The organism is Acidithrix sp. C25 (genome assembly GCF_904848545.2).
The window spans coordinates 686,184-703,757 of sequence record NZ_CAJHCI020000010.1; the positions used below are offsets into that span (position 1 = coordinate 686,184).

11 protein-coding genes are annotated in these 17,574 nt (G+C 47.3%); 3 read left to right on the forward strand and 8 right to left on the reverse strand.

Features of this window, described 5'->3' with window-relative positions:
• Window positions 1-1,281 precede the first annotated feature (1,281 nt).
• Window positions 1,282-1,647: a hypothetical protein gene (locus ACIDITHRIX25_RS78635; protein ID WP_052605916.1), complete on the forward strand. Its 366-nt coding sequence runs from the start codon at window positions 1,282-1,284 to the stop codon at window positions 1,645-1,647.
• Window positions 1,648-1,650: 3 nt separating this feature from the next.
• A complete protein-coding gene (locus ACIDITHRIX25_RS78640; RefSeq protein ID WP_052605915.1) occupies window positions 1,651-1,917 on the forward strand; it encodes a hypothetical protein in 267 nt (88 codons plus the stop codon).
• Window positions 1,918-1,961: 44 nt separating this feature from the next.
• On the opposite strand, the gene ACIDITHRIX25_RS78645 is transcribed toward ACIDITHRIX25_RS78640, so the two are convergent.
• From ACIDITHRIX25_RS78645 to tgt, 7 genes are all read right to left on the reverse strand, one after another.
• Window positions 1,962-3,098 (reverse strand): glycosyltransferase family 4 protein, encoded by a 1,137-nt coding sequence (locus ACIDITHRIX25_RS78645; RefSeq protein WP_052605914.1) that lies wholly within the window; start codon window positions 3,096-3,098, stop codon window positions 1,962-1,964.
• A 259-nt stretch (window positions 3,099-3,357) separates the two neighbouring features.
• Window positions 3,358-5,685: a glycosyltransferase family 2 protein gene (locus ACIDITHRIX25_RS78650; protein WP_201733261.1), complete on the reverse strand. Its 2,328-nt coding sequence runs from the start codon at window positions 5,683-5,685 to the stop codon at window positions 3,358-3,360.
• Between the two features lie 270 nt (window positions 5,686-5,955).
• Complete coding sequence (locus tag ACIDITHRIX25_RS78655) at window positions 5,956-8,193, reverse strand: RelA/SpoT family protein (RefSeq protein WP_235347771.1); 2,238 nt, start codon at window positions 8,191-8,193, stop codon at window positions 5,956-5,958.
• Between the two features lie 99 nt (window positions 8,194-8,292).
• On the reverse strand, window positions 8,293-9,828 hold the full coding sequence (gene secF, locus ACIDITHRIX25_RS78660) for a protein translocase subunit SecF (RefSeq protein WP_201733262.1): 1,536 nt from the start codon (window positions 9,826-9,828) through the stop codon (window positions 8,293-8,295).
• Between the two features lie 32 nt (window positions 9,829-9,860).
• The gene (gene secD / locus ACIDITHRIX25_RS78665; RefSeq protein WP_052605910.1) at window positions 9,861-11,288 is read right to left on the reverse strand and encodes a protein translocase subunit SecD; all 1,428 of its coding nucleotides are present in this window, start codon (window positions 11,286-11,288) and stop codon (window positions 9,861-9,863) included.
• Window positions 11,289-11,459: 171 nt separating this feature from the next.
• Window positions 11,460-11,924, reverse strand: a complete 465-nt coding sequence (gene yajC / locus ACIDITHRIX25_RS78670) for a preprotein translocase subunit YajC (protein WP_052605909.1) — start codon at window positions 11,922-11,924, stop codon at window positions 11,460-11,462.
• 89 nt (window positions 11,925-12,013) lie between these two features.
• Window positions 12,014-13,129 (reverse strand): tRNA guanosine(34) transglycosylase Tgt, encoded by a 1,116-nt coding sequence (tgt, locus tag ACIDITHRIX25_RS78675; RefSeq protein WP_201733263.1) that lies wholly within the window; start codon window positions 13,127-13,129, stop codon window positions 12,014-12,016.
• A gap of 456 nt (window positions 13,130-13,585) precedes the next feature.
• Here tgt and ACIDITHRIX25_RS78680 point away from each other — a divergent pair, with 456 nt between their 5' ends.
• Window positions 13,586-15,385: a glycoside hydrolase family 15 protein gene (locus ACIDITHRIX25_RS78680; protein ID WP_201733264.1), complete on the forward strand. Its 1,800-nt coding sequence runs from the start codon at window positions 13,586-13,588 to the stop codon at window positions 15,383-15,385.
• Window positions 15,386-16,137: 752 nt separating this feature from the next.
• On the opposite strand, the gene ACIDITHRIX25_RS78685 is transcribed toward ACIDITHRIX25_RS78680, so the two are convergent.
• On the reverse strand, window positions 16,138-17,427 hold the full coding sequence (locus tag ACIDITHRIX25_RS78685; RefSeq protein WP_201733265.1) for an ABC transporter substrate-binding protein: 1,290 nt from the start codon (window positions 17,425-17,427) through the stop codon (window positions 16,138-16,140).
• Between the last annotated feature and the right edge of the window lie 147 nt (window positions 17,428-17,574).

The following is a 17,574-nucleotide window of genomic DNA, read 5'->3' on the forward strand; positions in this document are numbered from 1 at the left end:
CTGACGCAGTATCGATCGGTGCGCCTCCATTGGTGGGACGTCTGGTTATGGCTTTGAGAGAGGCAGGTATAGCAATTGGCGAACCCACATGTGTGGGATGTGGACGAACAAATCACAAGGCGACCTCGTCGCAGGAAGGCGGGGTGTGTGGTAATTATCGGCGTCGACAGCTGGCTACAACGTGTGTTTCGTGTGGGAAGATAAAGATCGTCCACAAACCTAATCAGCACGAACGGAACATTGCTCATCACCACTAGCAATGCTCCACAACTCAATAGCCCCAATGGCGGCGCTAAAGAGCTAGAAGTCTATCCAACCAAACAGGAGGCAGCTATTTGCGAACTCCACTGGCCCGCTACGCGACGATAGCGCGACGATTCTGTTATACATCTTCGATCTCCTAAGCCAAAAGCAATGAGAGATCGTCAATTAGTTGTCTGAATTGGCAGAGTTAAGTGTGGTCATTTGATTTAGTTGCCGACTTATCGTCGGCAACTAAATCAAATGACCACCACGGGTAAGTCGATCCACGGGAAACCTAAATTAACTAAATTTTGGCGGCACCAAGGTGCCAGAAAACCATTAATCTGGAACTGAGCAAATGTGCCAACTATTCTGACACTCACCGCTACCCAAAAAGATATCTACTCAATTCTTGGGATAGTAGACACCTCAGGTCGAACCAAGACGGTGATTGCTCAACTGTAGTGCCCAAATCTTGACACCAATATGGTCATAACCTGGGCTTTCACGGGGCGGTGCCCGAAACTAGAGCTAGGGCGGTCCTGCTAGCAAAGATACCAAAAGTCTTCGTCCACCCAAGCGGGCGCTACTATATAATCAACTCGACCACAGATAAAGGGCTCATTCATCGCTATCGATCAATGGCTGAGCTCAAATTCCTGGGGCTAACTCGAATTAATCTTCTCGATCAATCAGGGGTGGTCATACTAGATTTAACCACCCAAAACCCAAAGAGACAGATCTCTCGAAGCCCACATCCAAATAGCTAAAACCCCACTTCACAAAGGTACCTATTGGAACAGATAACTAAAAGTGATATCGCCGGATTGAACTCAAATCGCTCAATTCAGCCCGTGTTGGCCTCTGCCCCTGGGTAAACGTGCCGACAAATGGACGCTCACAGCAAAAAGTATTCGAGTATCCATGCAACAATAGCTACGATCATTCCCACTCCCTTACAGAAACCGATTGCGCTCCCATTGGTTCAAATCGGAGTTATCGCCCAAGGCGGTATTATGTAGAAACAGGAGAGATCTTTTGACGTTAATTGCCGCAACTACCATGATCGCATCGATAGCTGCAGCGGTGGCTGCTATCTTTTCATACCTAGCAATTCGACGAACTCGCCGCTTGGAGCGCTATCTAGAGCTTTCAATCAAATCGCTCCGAGATGAGACTCTGCCATTGATTAGAGATGCTGCCAGTAACATCTCAAGATCCGAAGACGAACTTGAAAAGCTCGAATCACTAATTGATTCCACCGCTATCGCTACCGAAATGATGCACAAGACCTCCCGAGCTGCCTTCTCGGCCTTGACCTCACCTATCGTCAAAGTTCGATCCCTCCAAGCCGGGTCACGCGCTGCGGCTTCAGTACTTCGAACAAAAAAAGAAAGAAAATAGCCCGTGCCAAAAAGAACACTCTGGTTTGGGGTTGGCGCAACCATCGGTGCTTGCGGATCCCTATGGACGAAGTACAAAATCGAAAAACGAATTGCCGGTTCGACGCCACTGCAGATAACTATCGCCACACTCAAGTCATCTCGCTCGACACTTGCCACATTAAACGAAGCTGTAAAGACTGGATCCAGAGAGATGAAAAAGGAGTCAAGTCGTCTTAGGAGTGAATTTGGGCTAACAACTCCTCTCGAAGGACCCCGGATGAAACGTTAGCTAAATTCCATAGCCAAAGATATCTCATTCTTGAAGCCAAATACTTACTTGGGATCCTTTTTCGCCTCATAAAATAACTTGGCTGGTGTGACCCCTTCGATGGGAACCAGATTAGCAAGTGCGGCTATATTCTGTACTTTATTTGCTTCAAGGTCCACTCGCTTAGACTGCTTATATCCATTTTCAACCAAGCGTTGGCGCAAGGAAAGGTCGGACAAGACCATATTCCAAGCAGTTGCCATCGCGATCGGATCATTGTCGCTCACCAAAACAGTTCCATCTCCAACCGATTCTGGGATAGCAGTCGTACCTATTGCGACACTTGGTAAACCAAAACGCATTGACTCTATGAAAGGAAAGCCAAAGCCTTCATGACGAGAAGCAGATACAAGAAGTTGCGAAGTCTCGAATAGTCCCGCCAGTTCGGTTTCGTTCAACGAAGAACGAAACTCGACATATTCCGAGATACTCAATTCAACAACTAAAGATTGAAGATACTTTCTGTAATCTTCTATAACGGTCGAACCAACGAAGGTCAATTTAGCTTTTGGCTCGAAAGTGGCGTTGTAGATCGCCAACGCCCGAAGAAGATCTTCCTGCGCTTTGTTCGGGACTATTCGACCCACACAAAGCAACTTGGCAAGAGTCCCTGACTCAGATTTGAACCTACTCCCAGGGTTCCTTGGAAGCTCCCTAATCAGTGGAGGCGAAAGCACTATCTTTGAATAGTCCGCGTTGATGAGGTCTCTTGCATTGAACGGCGAGATGGCAAGCGCTAGTTCAACGTGGCGGCTGAGCGTCTCCAACTGCCTGCGCCCCCAAGCCATAGCAGAAGATATTCCAGGCTCCCAGGCTACGAATTGAGAACGAGGAGTTATATTATGAAATTGAATCATCAAAGGCTCAGAACGAGCAACTAAGTGACGGACAAGGTTAGACCCAGTGGCAGCCTGATATAACAGGTATCGACTTTGAGAATGGGGCAGATATTTAAATTGGCGAAACGGCTTAGCTTCGCTCTTCATTTCGGCCTTAATATCGTCGGCATAGATTGTCGAGCGCAATCCGTGAGCATTTATTGCATCGCGCAATGAAATCACATGGGTCGCCATCGCATCATTAGGCGCTAAAGACGGCATAAATATCGGGACTTCGATTTGTGATCGTAGATTAAAAAACATTTGAACTTTCGTGCCTTTAATTCCTTGTCTACCAGCCTATCGGAGTGCTTTGATATCAAATACCGCCAAGATAAACAAGATAATATCGATCGACCGCAAATGACTATCGACCGCATTCAAAACGACTAGCACCTTAGCTTCGAATCGATCAAAGGCGCAGGGCTTGAGCCTTTATTGGTAATCTCAAGCGATCCTGCAAGCCGATCCAAACCAAAGGATAATAAAACTCGAGCTTCTCTTTGACAAATTCAAAGTAAAATCATTCTATGTCTAGGTCAAAGAGTACCGACTTGGAGTAAAGGGGACTGTAGAAGCGGTCATCTTCCATAAGACAATCCCACCTGGCAAGCATATAGGCCCTTTCGCTTGCATTTCGGCGAATTTTCTTGGGGTCCAATCCGTCTAGACCTCGAGTCTTTGACTCGTGATGTATCAAGACAGCTCCCACTTCGACCATTACCCGCAATCCAACGTCCCGAACCTTCATGCACAAGTCAACATCGTTATAAGATACCCCCAAATGAATCTCATCCATCCCTCCAACTTGCATCCAAAGTGACCTGGAAATCAAAAGAGCAGCGCCGGTGACCGCGCTTACCTCGTGTGTAGCCACACACTGAGAGATGGACACAAAATCCCTAACGCCCTCACCTTGAGCACTTAGAGCTTCGCCAATGCCTAAATAGATTCCGCAGTGCTGAAGGGTACGATCTGGATATAGCAGTCTTGCTCCAACCACCCCTACATCCTCACGTAGAGCCAACCCCACCATCTTTGTCAACCACTCCCCTTCTAATACCTCGGTATCATCATTGAGCAGACAAACCAACTCGCCATCACACTGCGACAGAGCAAAGTTTTGAATCTTAGCAAAGTTGAAGGGGCCATCAAAGCTCACGACTCTAACGGAATCCTCCGTGGAGACAGAGTCCAAATAGTCAATCATCCTTGGATCCAAGGAACCATTATCGACTATCAGGATCTCAAAATTTTCATAAATCGTCTTAGACCTAAGACTATCGATGCAGTTGGGCAAAACATCAATTCCATCGCGAGTTGGAATTATTATTGAAACCTTTGGCTCATTCAGAGGCGGCTCATATGTGATCTCGAAAATCGAGATTTCCCCCTTGGCCTCTAAAGGGCCAGTGGCATTCTCGATCTTCTTTTCTTTGAGCACGACATTGGGAAAGATCTCTTGAAGATGTCTTTCAACCAATTCGAACCGGGCTGGAATTTTGGGATTGCTCTCGAAGCTTGCGTCGAAATTCAGGTAGTCGAGGTAGTGAAAACCAACTACTGGTACATGCACAATTGACGAGCAATTATCACTTCGAATCAAGAAAAGACATGCGCGATCTATTGCACCTTGTGATAACGACTCCGCTAGCGACATCTCCAATGTGCCGAGTAGCACACCAGAGACGAATGTGCCTCGACCAATATAGTTACTGGCATACCAAAGATCAGGGTCGAAAAACGCCTTTAAGTGAGGTGAATGATGGATCCCGTTTCGTGCTACAAGGTCGTGATCGAAATAAACGACCTTTGGAGAGAAGCCCTTTTTGATCTCGGCGTCAAGAACAGTTAGTAAGTCCAAACCAAGTAAAGTTCCCCCTTCTAAAAAACACCAGAAACGCTCCGAGTGGTGGCCCGCATCTGGCATGGGGGTCTCATCGATCAGCGTACTTAGATCCTTATTGGCCATCACCCGAAAGTCCACCAATACGACGGTACCGCCAAAGCCATAGAGGGAACTCATTATGGCGATCTGCCGCTTCCATGTGTTATAGTCTCCTTCTTTGAAGACCACCACAATCGCAAGGTTGCTAACACGCTGACTAAAGATCGAGGAAAGCGTCAGTAGCACTTCATCGGATGTACAAGCTCGACCATCGAGCACAAGGCCAACTGGAGTGGCTCCAGAGCCATCATCGCGACTCGATACAGTCTCGCTCAACCCTGCCATATTCGAACCCTGTTCGACCGCTATCAAATCACCTTGGTGCACCAACAGCCATCTTTGGTATCTATCAAAGTCGCTGGCCACCGCCTTAATCCTCTCCAAACCTCCACTTGGTTCGCCCTTACGAATCCGCCTAAAAACACTTCTGCAAGCTACTTCTAAAGCGCCTCTCAACCCTTTTTCAGAGGGCGATCTCAATCCATTCGAAAAGCCGCGCCAATAGTCTTTATCTTGAGCAATGATTAGAGCTCGGTTGACAAAACTTTGGCGCTTGGAGATAGCTGTGAACAATACCTTGGGAGGATAGCATAGCAAAAAGGAATCTGTAAAATTGATTGAAATCTCGAATCCAGCTTCTACATAAGCCGTGGTCCTAAAGGTTGTCTCTTGAACCTTCGTCATTTCGAGCACCTTGGAGGAAACGAACGAATCCGGTTTGCCAATGACCACAAATGGCCGAGCTGAACCTAGGTATTGACCCAAAACCTCTACTTCAACCCGAAACCATCCCGGTAAAGACTGCATACCCAACACGACAAAAAGTGTGTTAGTAAGCGCCACTTTGTTCTTAGGATCAAGACCTTGGTATGCGACCTGGGGAACCTTAGTAAATATAGACATCAAAAACCTACGACCATCAAGTGAAAAGTCCTCGCTTCTTACCTTTTCGAGCTGAGAAAAGCCTAGCCAAAGTTATCGAGCCTATCCCGAATGTTTCAAGATCAAACCTCACATCGCTTGACTAGTCCCAAAGATGGAGCGAAAATTAGAAAGAAAAATTAGCTGTCTGTACAGCTGAGACCTTACGATTGTCTCAATCTCATACAGGACCGCGTTAAATGAAACAATCAGATATGGGCCCGATGCTCTGCGAGGGATCGCCCGAATCGTCTAGTTCAGATTGCCCCCTAAATCGCCTTCACCATGACCGCCTTCAACCACTCGATAAGCGTCATACACACTATCTAGCTTTCTTAACGCTGACAACACAGAGTCCAAATGACTGGGATCTGCTAATTCAAATTCGAAACGCATCCTTGATATTCGATCCACACCGGCCTGAGTTGAGGATGAGAGAATATTCAAATGATGCTCCGACAGAACCCTCGCAACGTCTGCAAGAAGTCGCGAACGATCAAGTGCCCTGATTTCAATCTGGGCGCTAAATACGGAATTAGATATGTCACTATCCCATTCAACTTCAATAAGACGTTCTCGCGAGGATGCCGCCAAAGCGGCAGCATTTGAACAATTAGTCCTATGAACAGATACGCCACGACCTCTGGTTACAAAGCCGATTATGTCATCACCAGGAACAGGGCTACAACATCGCGAAAAGCGAATAACAACGTCATCCAACCCCTCGACGTAGACGCCTGGAGTTCGACGACGCTTGCTCTGTCGCCTAGAGGGATTAACCGTAGTTGGAAGTTGAATCTCAGATTCTTCGGGCGCCATCTCCCGGACAACGCGTTGAGCTAAACCCTTAGCCGAAGCATGACCTTCCCCAACCGAGACGTAGAGGGCTTCCACATCGCTAAAACCTAAGGAGACTGCCAACTTCCCAAGGGTATCCGATGCCGCCATCTTCTGTACTGGCAACCCTTCCTTGCGCAAGGCTTTAATTAATTCATCCCGTCCGCTCTCAAGTGCATCTTCGCGACGCTCACGAGAAAACCAATGGCGAATCTTGCTTCGAGCCCTAGGGGTGACGACGATAGATTGCCAATCCCTAGATGGCCCAGCACTCTCCACCTTCGAGGTGAATATCTCTACCGTATCTCCCGACTTCAACACTGAGTCCAAGGGAACTAGGCGACCATTGACCTTGGCTCCAATGCACCTATGACCTACCTCGGTATGAATCGTATAGGCAAAGTCGATCGGCGTCGCTTTGGCTGGCAAGGAGACGACTTTACCCTTAGGGGTAAAGACATAGACCTCATCAAGCTCCAGATCAAGCTTCAAATTCTCCAAAAATTCAATAGGATCAGGAGTATCTTTTTGCCAATCTAATATCCGCCCCAGCCATGCCATCTCTGAATTCGACGAACCCTCCTTATATCCCCAGTGGGCGGCGATTCCAAATTCTGCACGTTGATGCATCTCAAATGTACGCACCTGAACCTCGAGCGGATTTCCACCCGGAGCTACAACCGTCGTGTGAAGCGATTGATAGAGATTGAATTTAGGGGTATTTATATAGTCCTTGAATCGGCCCGGAATTGGATTCCATAAGGAATGCACCACACCCAAGGAAGCCCAGCAATCCTTCTCGGTCTCACAGATGATTCGAATGCCGATGATATCGTAGATTTCGTTGAATTCCTTGGTCTTTACGACCATCTTTTCATAGATCGACCAAAAGTGTTTAGGTCTCCCCTTCACATCAGCTACGACACCTGCATCCAAAAGTCGATCTTTGAGGTTCTTGAGCAAGAGACCAATGGATTGCTCTCGCTCTGGAGTCCTCAATTGAACCATCTGTTCAATTTCGGCGTAACGTCGAGGTTGAAGAACCGCAAATGCAAGGTCTTCAAGTTGCCAACGAATCTCTTGGATTCCGAGGCGGTGCGCCAAGGGTGCATAGATATCGATGGTCTCTTGAGCGATCCGACGCTGCTTCCATTCAGGCAACACTGCCAAAGTGCGCATATTGTGCAAGCGATCGGCAAGCTTGATTATTAGAACTCTTGGATCTTTAGCCATTGCAATTATCATCTTGCGAACAGTGGCAGCCTGTTGTGCTTCTTTAGAGTCAAAACTAAGGCGATCCAACTTTGTAACACCATCGACTATGGCTGCTACTTCAGGAGAAAATCGTGTCGAGATCTGATCTAGCTCGATTGAAGTGTCCTCTACCGTATCGTGTAGAAGGGCCGCTACAATCGTTACCTCATCAACGCCTAAATCTGTTACGATTTGACTTACAGCAATAGGGTGGGTTACGTAGGGTTCGCCGGATCTACGAAACTGCCCTTCGTGCGCCCGTATGGCGCTCGCAAAAGCACTTTCAATAAATCCGCTAGGTGCTTCAGGTCGACGAGCACGAAAGGACCTGAGCAGCTTATCCAAAAGAACTGTTTCAAACTCAGCTGAAATTCCAGGTACCATATATACAAAATACACGTGATAGTCGATTATTATTACCCAAGATGAGTCAACTTAGTTACAATTGCGCCAAACTAATCCGAATTTACCACAATCAGTGTCATGTAGCCCAACTACTCAACGTTTTTTGTTTCTACGGCTCTTCAACTCTCGAGTTCCGGGCTCCACCAACTTGGGTCGACCTGTAGGTCTGCCTGAGTTCGTCTGCGAACTTTGTGTCAAGTCTGCTCCGTCGTCGATCTTGACTTCGTCCATATCAAGCACTTCATCAGAGTCACTTTCGGGGACATCAGTCTCTAGTTCATCAAAATCTGAGTAGTCCACCACGCTATAGGTAACCGAACTAGAGTCGCCTACCAAAGCCGACAACTCCTCGTCACCCTTGTTCGATCCAGTCTTAGGAGCGACATTTGACTTTTTCGTTTCTCCTGATTTGGATGACCCTGAATTCACAGGAGTAGCGACAAATTCTGAAATATCTGAAGTACTTTTCGCCCCTTTGATCGCCTTTCTCGAAGGTGCATTCCCCTTTGAGCCGGTAGTCTTTGTCACCTTAGGTCCAGAGGTGGAGCCTTTAACAGCCGGCACCGCCTTTGTAACTTCATTTCTCTGTGCTCGTGCCTCTTTGGATTCAAGACGCTGGGCAAGATTCATATATCTGGGCTCTCTCTCCTTCAGGGAAGCCAAAATAGGCGACGCGATAAAGAGTGAAGAGTAAGCCCCAGTGGTCAAGCCTATAAACAAAGCCAAGCCAAATTGCTGTAAAGTGGTCGCGCCCAGCAACTCTGCCCCAATCAGCAGTACCGATAGGATCGGTATGATCGCTACGATCGAGGTATTCATGGACCGCATAAGAACCTGATTCATCGAAAGGTCGACGGCATCTGAATATGTCATTCGCCCTGGATTAACAAGCTCTTTCACATTCTCCTGGACGCGGTCAAAAACGACTATGGTGTCATATAGTGAATATCCAAGAATCGTCAAAACAGCAATCACCGTAGCTGGGGTTACCTCAAAACCCACAATCGAATAGATTCCAACCGTCACTAAAAGGTCATGCACAACGGCGATCAGCGCAGCGATGGCCATTTTGAATTCAAATCGGATAGCTATATAGAGGGTGATCGCGATAAAAAATCCAATAAGCGCTCTTAATGCTTTGGAGGTTATCGATCCACCCCACGTGGGACCAACGTCCGTCAAGGAAACTTTCGAGGTTGGGACATTAGCGGCCTTGGCCAGCACTGACGTTACTTGGTTTTCCAATTGGTTCTTCTTAGCCAAGCTATAGATCGAGAGATCTGCTTGGACTTGGATGCTCGTATTCGAACCCGATCCTAACGATACAATGACCGGTTGCTTTAGCGCCAAGGACGAAAGGACTGCCTTAGCTTTTGATACCGTCAAAGTCGTATTGGTGATCTCCCAAGAGGTGCCACCTTTGAACTCAATACCAAAGTTCAAACCACGCACAGCTAGCGAACCAATTCCGATCAAGATCACTAGGCTTGAGATTATATACCAACGCCTACGATTGCGCACAAAACTCAACTTGGTATGACCGTTATAAAGCTTGGACCACACCGACTCGTTTGAGATAGAGTCATCCTCTTGCGATTGGTTTGAGACCATTTCCTTTGCTTTGCTCACTTTAATCCTTCAACACCATTCCAAAATCTCATCTATGCGCCCTTGACCGCGAGGCCACGTGCCATTCCGAGCCATTTAGCTTTAGTTACAACTTCGCTCCGCCCAAGTATCATCACCAGAGGTCGAGTAAATGTCCACGAGGTAACAACGTCAAGGACTGTCGAAAGTCCAAGGAAGAATGCAAAACCTCTAACCGGTCCTATTGAAAGGAGATACAAAAGTAGGGCGCCAATGAAAGAGACCAGGTCGGCAGCGACGATTGTTCTAAAAGCCTTTTTAAAGCCACGATCAACAGAGCTACGCACGGTCTTTCCCGAACGCACCTCGTCTTTTAGACGTTCAAAAAAGACAATGTAAGAGTCAACAGTGACGCCGATTGATACAATTAATCCCGTTACTCCTGACAGGTCAAGAGTCAAACCGCTGGTATGGCCCATATAAGAGATAATTCCCCATAAAAGCGCCGCGGTGGTACCAAGACCCAAGACGACCACTATTCCCAAGGCCCGATAGTAAAAGATCGTATAAGCCATTACGACGATTAGACCGACTATGCCAGCAAAGACTCCGGCCTTTAGGGAGGATTGACCAAGGGTAGGTGATACAGTTTGCACTGTCTGTTGAACCAACTGAACCGGTAATGCGCCATATCTGAGAACAAGCGCCAAATTATCAGCTTGCGATTGAGTGAACTGACCTGAGATCTGACCCTGTCCCCCAAAGGAGGTCGAATTGATCTTCGGTGCACTTATGACATTTCCGTCTAAGACTATGGCGACGTACTGGCCATAATACTTCTTAGCCAAGGCATCAAAGGCAGGAGAGCCGGTTTTGGTTAGCGTAAAATTCACTAGCCAGTTTCCCGTAGAGTCAAGCCCTGCATATGCGCTCTTTAACGCTGATCCAGTCAATACGCTTGGTCCCATTACATAGCGACCTACAACTGCTCCATTTACTATCTGGGGCAATATAACGTTAGAAGTAGGAAGGTCTGCAGCCGTTGACGTGGTCGGAACATATGCCAATATGTTGGAATTAGTGGCTGAAGTCGGACAAGTTGGTGTGAGTTCACTAGCCGTTAGATGTAGTGAAGCCGGAGGCTTTGTATACGGAGCGGCAGAGCAAAGAACAGGTCGAAACCTCAACAATGCCGTCTGCCCAATTATCTTTAGCGCCGCTGCTGGATCTTTTACACCAGGCAACTGAACCACAATGTCATGTCCTTGGGAGGTAATATTGGGCTCAGCCACACCCAAACCATCGACTCGATTTCTAATGATAGATATCGTCTCGTTTAGCGTCGCCTGACTTACTGTATGCGCGGGAGCATAGACAACTGAGAGCCCACCCTGAAGGTCCAGGCCTAGTACCGGCGCATAGTTCAATGCCAGAACCGCAACGAACGCACCAATAGAGATGACGAAGGTCGCAATGACCATAAACCATCCAGAGCGTTTCATTAAATACCCACCTCAAATTGAACGAAATATCTGTTCAAAATCAAACGATCGACCATCTACAACAAGGTCTGACCGAGAATCAACATTTCCACCAAAATGACCAAGCTGGAAGCAAAAGACCTAGTCTTCATCTTCCAGCAATTTGTCAATCAGAGAACTCTGCTACTGCTACTACTTATCGCCATCTTCGTCGAGTGCATTTTTAGGAGCCTCAGATCCAATTTGACCGTCGTGGGTGGAGTCGTCGGCCGACCCAGTCGATTCATCTTGAGCATCGTCACCTTCGACATCGCCATCTTCGTCTTCATCGTAATAATCGAATTCATCCATGGAATATAGAGGATCTGCCTCTTCAAGCTTTCGTGAAACCGCACGACGTACAAAGCTCAGCTCGATATCAGGAGCAACTTCAACGACCACGGTCTCTTCGGTAGTCCGAACAACTCGACCCAAAATTCCAGAGGTCATCATGACTCGATCTCCAACTTCAACAACCCTGGCGTTGGCTTGGGCAGCTTTCGCTTTTGCTGCACGTGGCCGCAGCACAAGAAGGTATATTCCAGCGAAAAGGACGATTGGTAGAAGTAGCGTCAACGAACTTCCGCCCGTTTGTGCAGCAGCGGCCCCTAGAAACATTCAAATACTCCATTTGTAAAAAATATGCCGTAACTTTCAATAGCCATAAACGCTAAAAATCCACTTTGGCATAAACAACCAGATCTATGCTAGTTGCCCCAAGCAGCATAGATCGACTTAATGTATTCACCTAGAGTTTTTGTAGAAATAGCATTTCGCGAACCCTCTATTAGTCGGTACATAAAAGTAAGATTATGCAAGGTCAGAAGGCTGCCACCGGTAGGTTCACCTACCGACACAAGGTGTCGAATTAAAGCCCTTGGAAAATTCGCACAAGCTACACATGGACACCCGGGCTCAATTGGGGATTCATCACGCACGTACTTTTGATTCCTCATATGCATCTTCCCTGAAAAAGTCATGGCAACCCCATGACGTGCGACTCGAGACGGAGCCACACAGTCAAACATGTCTATTCCGCGTGCTATCGCTTCAACGACCCCAATTGGATCGCCCACGCCCATCAGATAACGCGGCTTATCTGGTGGAAGATGAGGAACTACCGCGTCGATGGCCCGAAGCATGTCGTCACGGGACTCTCCTACCGCCAATCCTCCTAGGGCAATTCCTTCAAAACCAACATCAGAGATAAATTTGGCGCTCTCTGATCTTAGGTCTACCTCGGAGCCCCCCTGAACGATCCCAAATTGCGCCTGATCTTGTCGGTGCTTTGCAAAACGCGCGCGAAGGGCCCAGGAATGAGTCAAATCCATAGCACGTTTAATTTCATCACGGCTAGCTGGAAGATTGGTACAAACGTCAAGAACCATTGCTATGTCTGCGCCGATCATCTCTTGAAGCCAGACGGCCTTCTCGGGGGTTACATCATGAATGGATCCATCGTAGATAGAGCGAAAGGTCGCACCGGCATCGCTAAAGGTTGCACCAAGAGACATCACTTGAAATCCACCTGAATCCGTGAGCATACTGCGCTTCCACCCGCTAAATCTACCAAGTCCCCCCAAAGCATCGATAACTTCAACTCCAGGTCGCAACATCAGATGGTAGGTATTTCCGAGAATAACCTCAAAGCCGATTGCGGCTATGTCATTGGCGATTGCCGCCTTAATGGTGCCCCTGGTCCCAACTGGCATAAATATAGGTGTCGAAAAAGATCCGCGATTCAATTTAACCGTGCCACGTCGACTCCCGTTATGAGTGTCGCCCACCGAAAACGAGAGGGCACCTTTCAAATCATCAACCACGACTAGACCCTCCTTTTAAATACCACCAACCCAGATAGGATAAACGGCTAGCGCACCTCCGCGTTTATCCTTTGACATAAATCCCCCAGAAATCATAACCACTGACCAAATCTCAAAATAAACAGACTGAACACGTGCTTAAAATCATTAATTAAATCAAAGTTATCCGTAAGTTCACATCGTATTGCTAGAACAATTTATTCAGCTAAACCTCATAAAATATCTGCTTTGATCCCCCGCCCTACATGCTATTAAGGCAACAACATGAGGTCACATAAGTCACCAATCTCCGCCTTTCACCGAACAAAGCTGGCAACTGGTGATCAAATTAAAGCGAACCAAATCTGAAATAATTCAATTACTTGACCTTGGAAATTAGTCATGATTAAGATTTAGAACAGGCAAAAATCCTCGAGGTAGCTTCCCACAAAGCAAAATCTGAAGTAATGTCATTCTATGGAAAGAGAACTTATCGAAGACTATGGCATCATTGGCGATTTACATACAGTCGCCCTAATCTCAAAGAGAGGTTCAATCGATTGGCTATGCCTGCCTCGCTTTGACTCAAATGCGTGCCTGGCCCGGCTGATAGGTAGCGACGAAAATGGCTTCTGGAGAATTACCCCTAAGGAGCCAGTCATCAAATACGAACGACGCTATCTTCCCAGAACGCTAATTCTAGAAACAACCTTCACAACGGCATCAGGAAAGGTAAAAGTCATTGACTTTATGCCACCTAGAAACTCTCATCCAAGCATCTACCGTCTTGTAGAGGGGATAGATGGAGTTGTAGACATGACCATGGAACTTATAGTTCGGTTTGACTACGGAACCACGGTTCCTTGGGTGCGACACATGGAAGGTGGACTATCTATGGTCTCTGGATCTGGAGGTCTGGCCATATCGTCCAACGTAGCACTAGAGAGTGAAGACTTTAAGACTATAGCCAATTTCCAAGCTATCCCTGGCGAAACTCAAACGTTCAGCGCGATCTATCATGATTCAATCACCAAACCTCCAGCCCCCCACGAAGCTCGCGAATCATTCGAACATGCCTTTTCCTTCTGGCAAAACTATATGAACGGATGCAAGCCAATCTTTGGAGAATATCAAGAAGTTGTAGAGAGGTCGATCATCACCCTAAAGGCCTTGACCTACCAGCCTACGGGGGCAATTGTAGCTTCGCCAACGACCTCGCTTCCTGAGCAAATTGGCGGTATTCGAAATTGGGATTACAGATACTGTTGGCTGAGAGACGCCACCTTTACCCTATATGCCTTAATGATTGACGGATTCGAACGCGAGGCTCTAAAGTGGCGAGAATGGCTCCTCCGGGCTGCAGCCGGAGATCCTACGCAGCTTCAGATTATGTATGGAATTGGAGGCGAACGACTTATACCGGAATTCACGATACCGTGGCTATCGGGCTATCGAGACTCAGCACCAGTTCGAATAGGAAACGCAGCATCTAACCAATTCCAGCTAGATGTCTATGGAGAATTGATGGATGCATTCTATCAATTTCGTCGATCTGGAATTAAATACTCCGAAGAGTCCTGGCATCTTCAGTTGGTAATCGTAGATTTTGTCGCTAAAAATTGGGACAAACCTGACGAAGGAATCTGGGAAATACGAGGGCCAAGGCGCCATTTCACCTATTCAAAGGTAATGGCATGGGTGGTATTTGATCGCGCAATAAAACTTGTCGAACGATACGGAATGGCTGGCAAAGACCAAGAGTGGAGAGCAATTCGTGATGACATACACAAATCAATCATGGCTAATGGCTACAATGAAGAACTCGGCTACTTCGTACAAGACTACGAATCCACTAATCTAGACGCATCGCTCCTGCTCTTGCCATTGGTGGGATTCATAGATGCAGCAGATCCAAAGATGGTTCGCACCGCCCAAGCAATAGATGAACGGCTATCGATAAACAACGTAGTTAAAAGGTATGAAACTGGAGAAAGTGGCGAAGATGGCCTACCCGGAGATGAAGGAGTATTTTTAGCTTGCAGTTTCTGGCTAGTCGACAATATGGTTTTAGCGGGCAAGACTAAAGAGGCAAAGATTCGCTTTGACAAACTCCTCCAACTAGGAAATGAACTTGGTCTATTTTCAGAGGAGTACGACCCAAATAACCTCTCCATGCTGGGCAATTTTCCACAAGCACTCACTCATGTCGCATTGATCAATACGGCCCGCAACGTTACTCAAGAGCTCTCACCAGCAAAGCATAGGACCTCCAGCTAGCCCAATCACTTGAGTGTCGATTCTCGAATATTTGCTCAATGAACAAAATATGCAAACTGAAGCGAGATGAACCTAGCAAAGATTAGATCATCTCGCTTAATCATCTCACCTAAAGGCGACCTCTTCGCAGTGGAACGCAGTAAATGTCTAAGGCGCAATTCACCATGTTACAACCACTAAAGAGGCGACCTTAACCATTGCAACCATGCGACTACTTATAAAATGGTCCCCTCGAACCAAGACCGCCCTGGAAAGCTACGCTGGCAAGCTACTCTGGCAAAATATCAGCTGACCATGGTGTCCTCCCGTCGATAACCGAGCGATCCTTCGATCACCAAATATCAAATAGCTCGATTGGCTCACATGACTTCAGCCAGTTCAAATTCGAAATAACTACGACCACAGAATTCCCCGCGGCGCCGTGGCCTTCTAGCGCATTCACGAGAAATCCTAAAACGCTTGCTGGCTTGCTGGTGAGAAAAACATCAATGCCTCTCGAACTCAACCTCCTACTTTGATTCTCTCAGACTCTCTAGCGAACTATCACTTCAGACAAATACGGGTAATGGGGCCCTTCTATACATTCCTTTGGATTGTCGCTCAGGTGGTGTCAGGAATCAGAGTTACTGGCTGAAAATCCTGTTAAAAAACGTCGGCCAAATCCAAGTGGATTTGGCCGACGCTGCTTCTCGGGGGAGAACACTAATTCCTAAAAGCTAAGTGCATTATAGGAAATCAAGACAACTCATTGGTTAACCCTTGGAGTTGTACATAGCTGCCACTTGGCTAGAGGTAATACTTTGGACTGTATGCAACACACCGGCCGTATTGAATTGCTGAACGTCAAAGCCAGAAAAGACGTTGTGATACTGATTGAAATTCTCAGGACCACTCGCACCCTGGTAGTTGATCTTCTTACCTTGCTTTAGCAGTGCCACACCCTGTGCATATGTATAAACAGGCGTGCCTGGCGGGTTGCTAATCTTGGTAATATACTTCACCCAAACATGTGGATTAGTGGAATGTGCAGCTGTCATTGCCAACGCCGCCATAACAACCGCATCATACATAGCTGGTGATGCTGGCAGTGGCTTAGAGCTATTCCATTGCCCCTTATAGGCTGCTAAGAACTCATTATATGCCGGTGCGTACGCTGCTGGCGCAGCCATACCTGTCATCCACTTGCTGGCATCGGCTAGGCCGACAGCTTGTGCTAGCTGAATAGAGGTACCGGTATCACCAGTAATAAAGTGAACATTCAGGTGACCGAGCTGCTTTACGTTCGCGAACAGAGTTGCGGCAGTCTGTGGATCGGCATGGAAAAATACACACTGTGGGTTATTCGCAAATGCGCGAGATACCTCAGAGAGATATGAGCTCTGGCCGGCCTGAATCTGCTCGTTGTCCAAGATCTTCCCACCATTACCGGTGAAGGCTGCAGTCAAAGGAGGAACTTCGGCCTGGGCGTTTGCATCGGAGGTGTAAATTAGCGATGCCTTTGTGCAATTCAAACCTTTGAGGGCATAATAGGCCTCTGCTGCCAATAGCACTGAGTCAGATGGGAAAACTCTATAGATATATGACTGCGTCATGTGGTCCAACTGAGTTGTACCACCTTCCATGAGGTCCACCACTTTTTGTTGTTGGAACTGATTGATAACGCCCATGATCGATAGAGAGCTCGGCCCGGTTACAAAATTTGGATGTTGTAACTGAAGCGACTTCCACGCTGTTACTGCATCTACTGGGTCGCCCGCAGTATCTTGAAGTGCCGTAGTAAGTTGATGGCCAAGTACTCCGCCATGGTGATTTATCTCATAGACACCAGCTTTGATCCCATGATCAAACCACTGACCGACGAACGCCTCTGCCCCAGACATAGGCAGGAGCTCCCCGACTGTAAGCGGGCCCGTTGATGCCGCTGTCGTAGCCGATGATGATGATGATGATGATGAAGAAGAGCCGCTCCCACAAGCCGCTGCCACCATAGATAGCGATGCCAGTGCTGCCGTCGCTTTTACCCACTTTTTAATACCCTTCACGGGTACCCCCTTTTTTATCCAAATACTGATCATCAGTTAATTTGATGAGATCATTGAAACTACTGAAATGAAGCTACCGAAATCGAAACTCTCCATTAGAGATGAAATCACACGATCCCCAAGTAGCCTTAAAACTTTGTCCATCGC

Bases quoted from the DNA above. Each gene is read 5' to 3' on its own strand.
- ACIDITHRIX25_RS78680 (WP_201733264.1), top strand. From the start codon at position 13,586: ATGGAAAGAGAACTTATCGAAGACTATGGCATCATTGGCGATTTACAT.
- ACIDITHRIX25_RS78645 (WP_052605914.1), bottom strand. From the start codon at position 3,098: ATGTTTTTTAATCTACGATCACAAATCGAAGTCCCGATATTTATGCCG.
- secD (WP_052605910.1), bottom strand. From the start codon at position 11,288: ATGAAACGCTCTGGATGGTTTATGGTCATTGCGACCTTCGTCATCTCT.
- ACIDITHRIX25_RS78650 (WP_201733261.1), bottom strand. From the start codon at position 5,685: ATGTCTATATTTACTAAGGTTCCCCAGGTCGCATACCAAGGTCTTGAT.
- yajC (WP_052605909.1), bottom strand. From the start codon at position 11,924: ATGTTTCTAGGGGCCGCTGCTGCACAAACGGGCGGAAGTTCGTTGACG.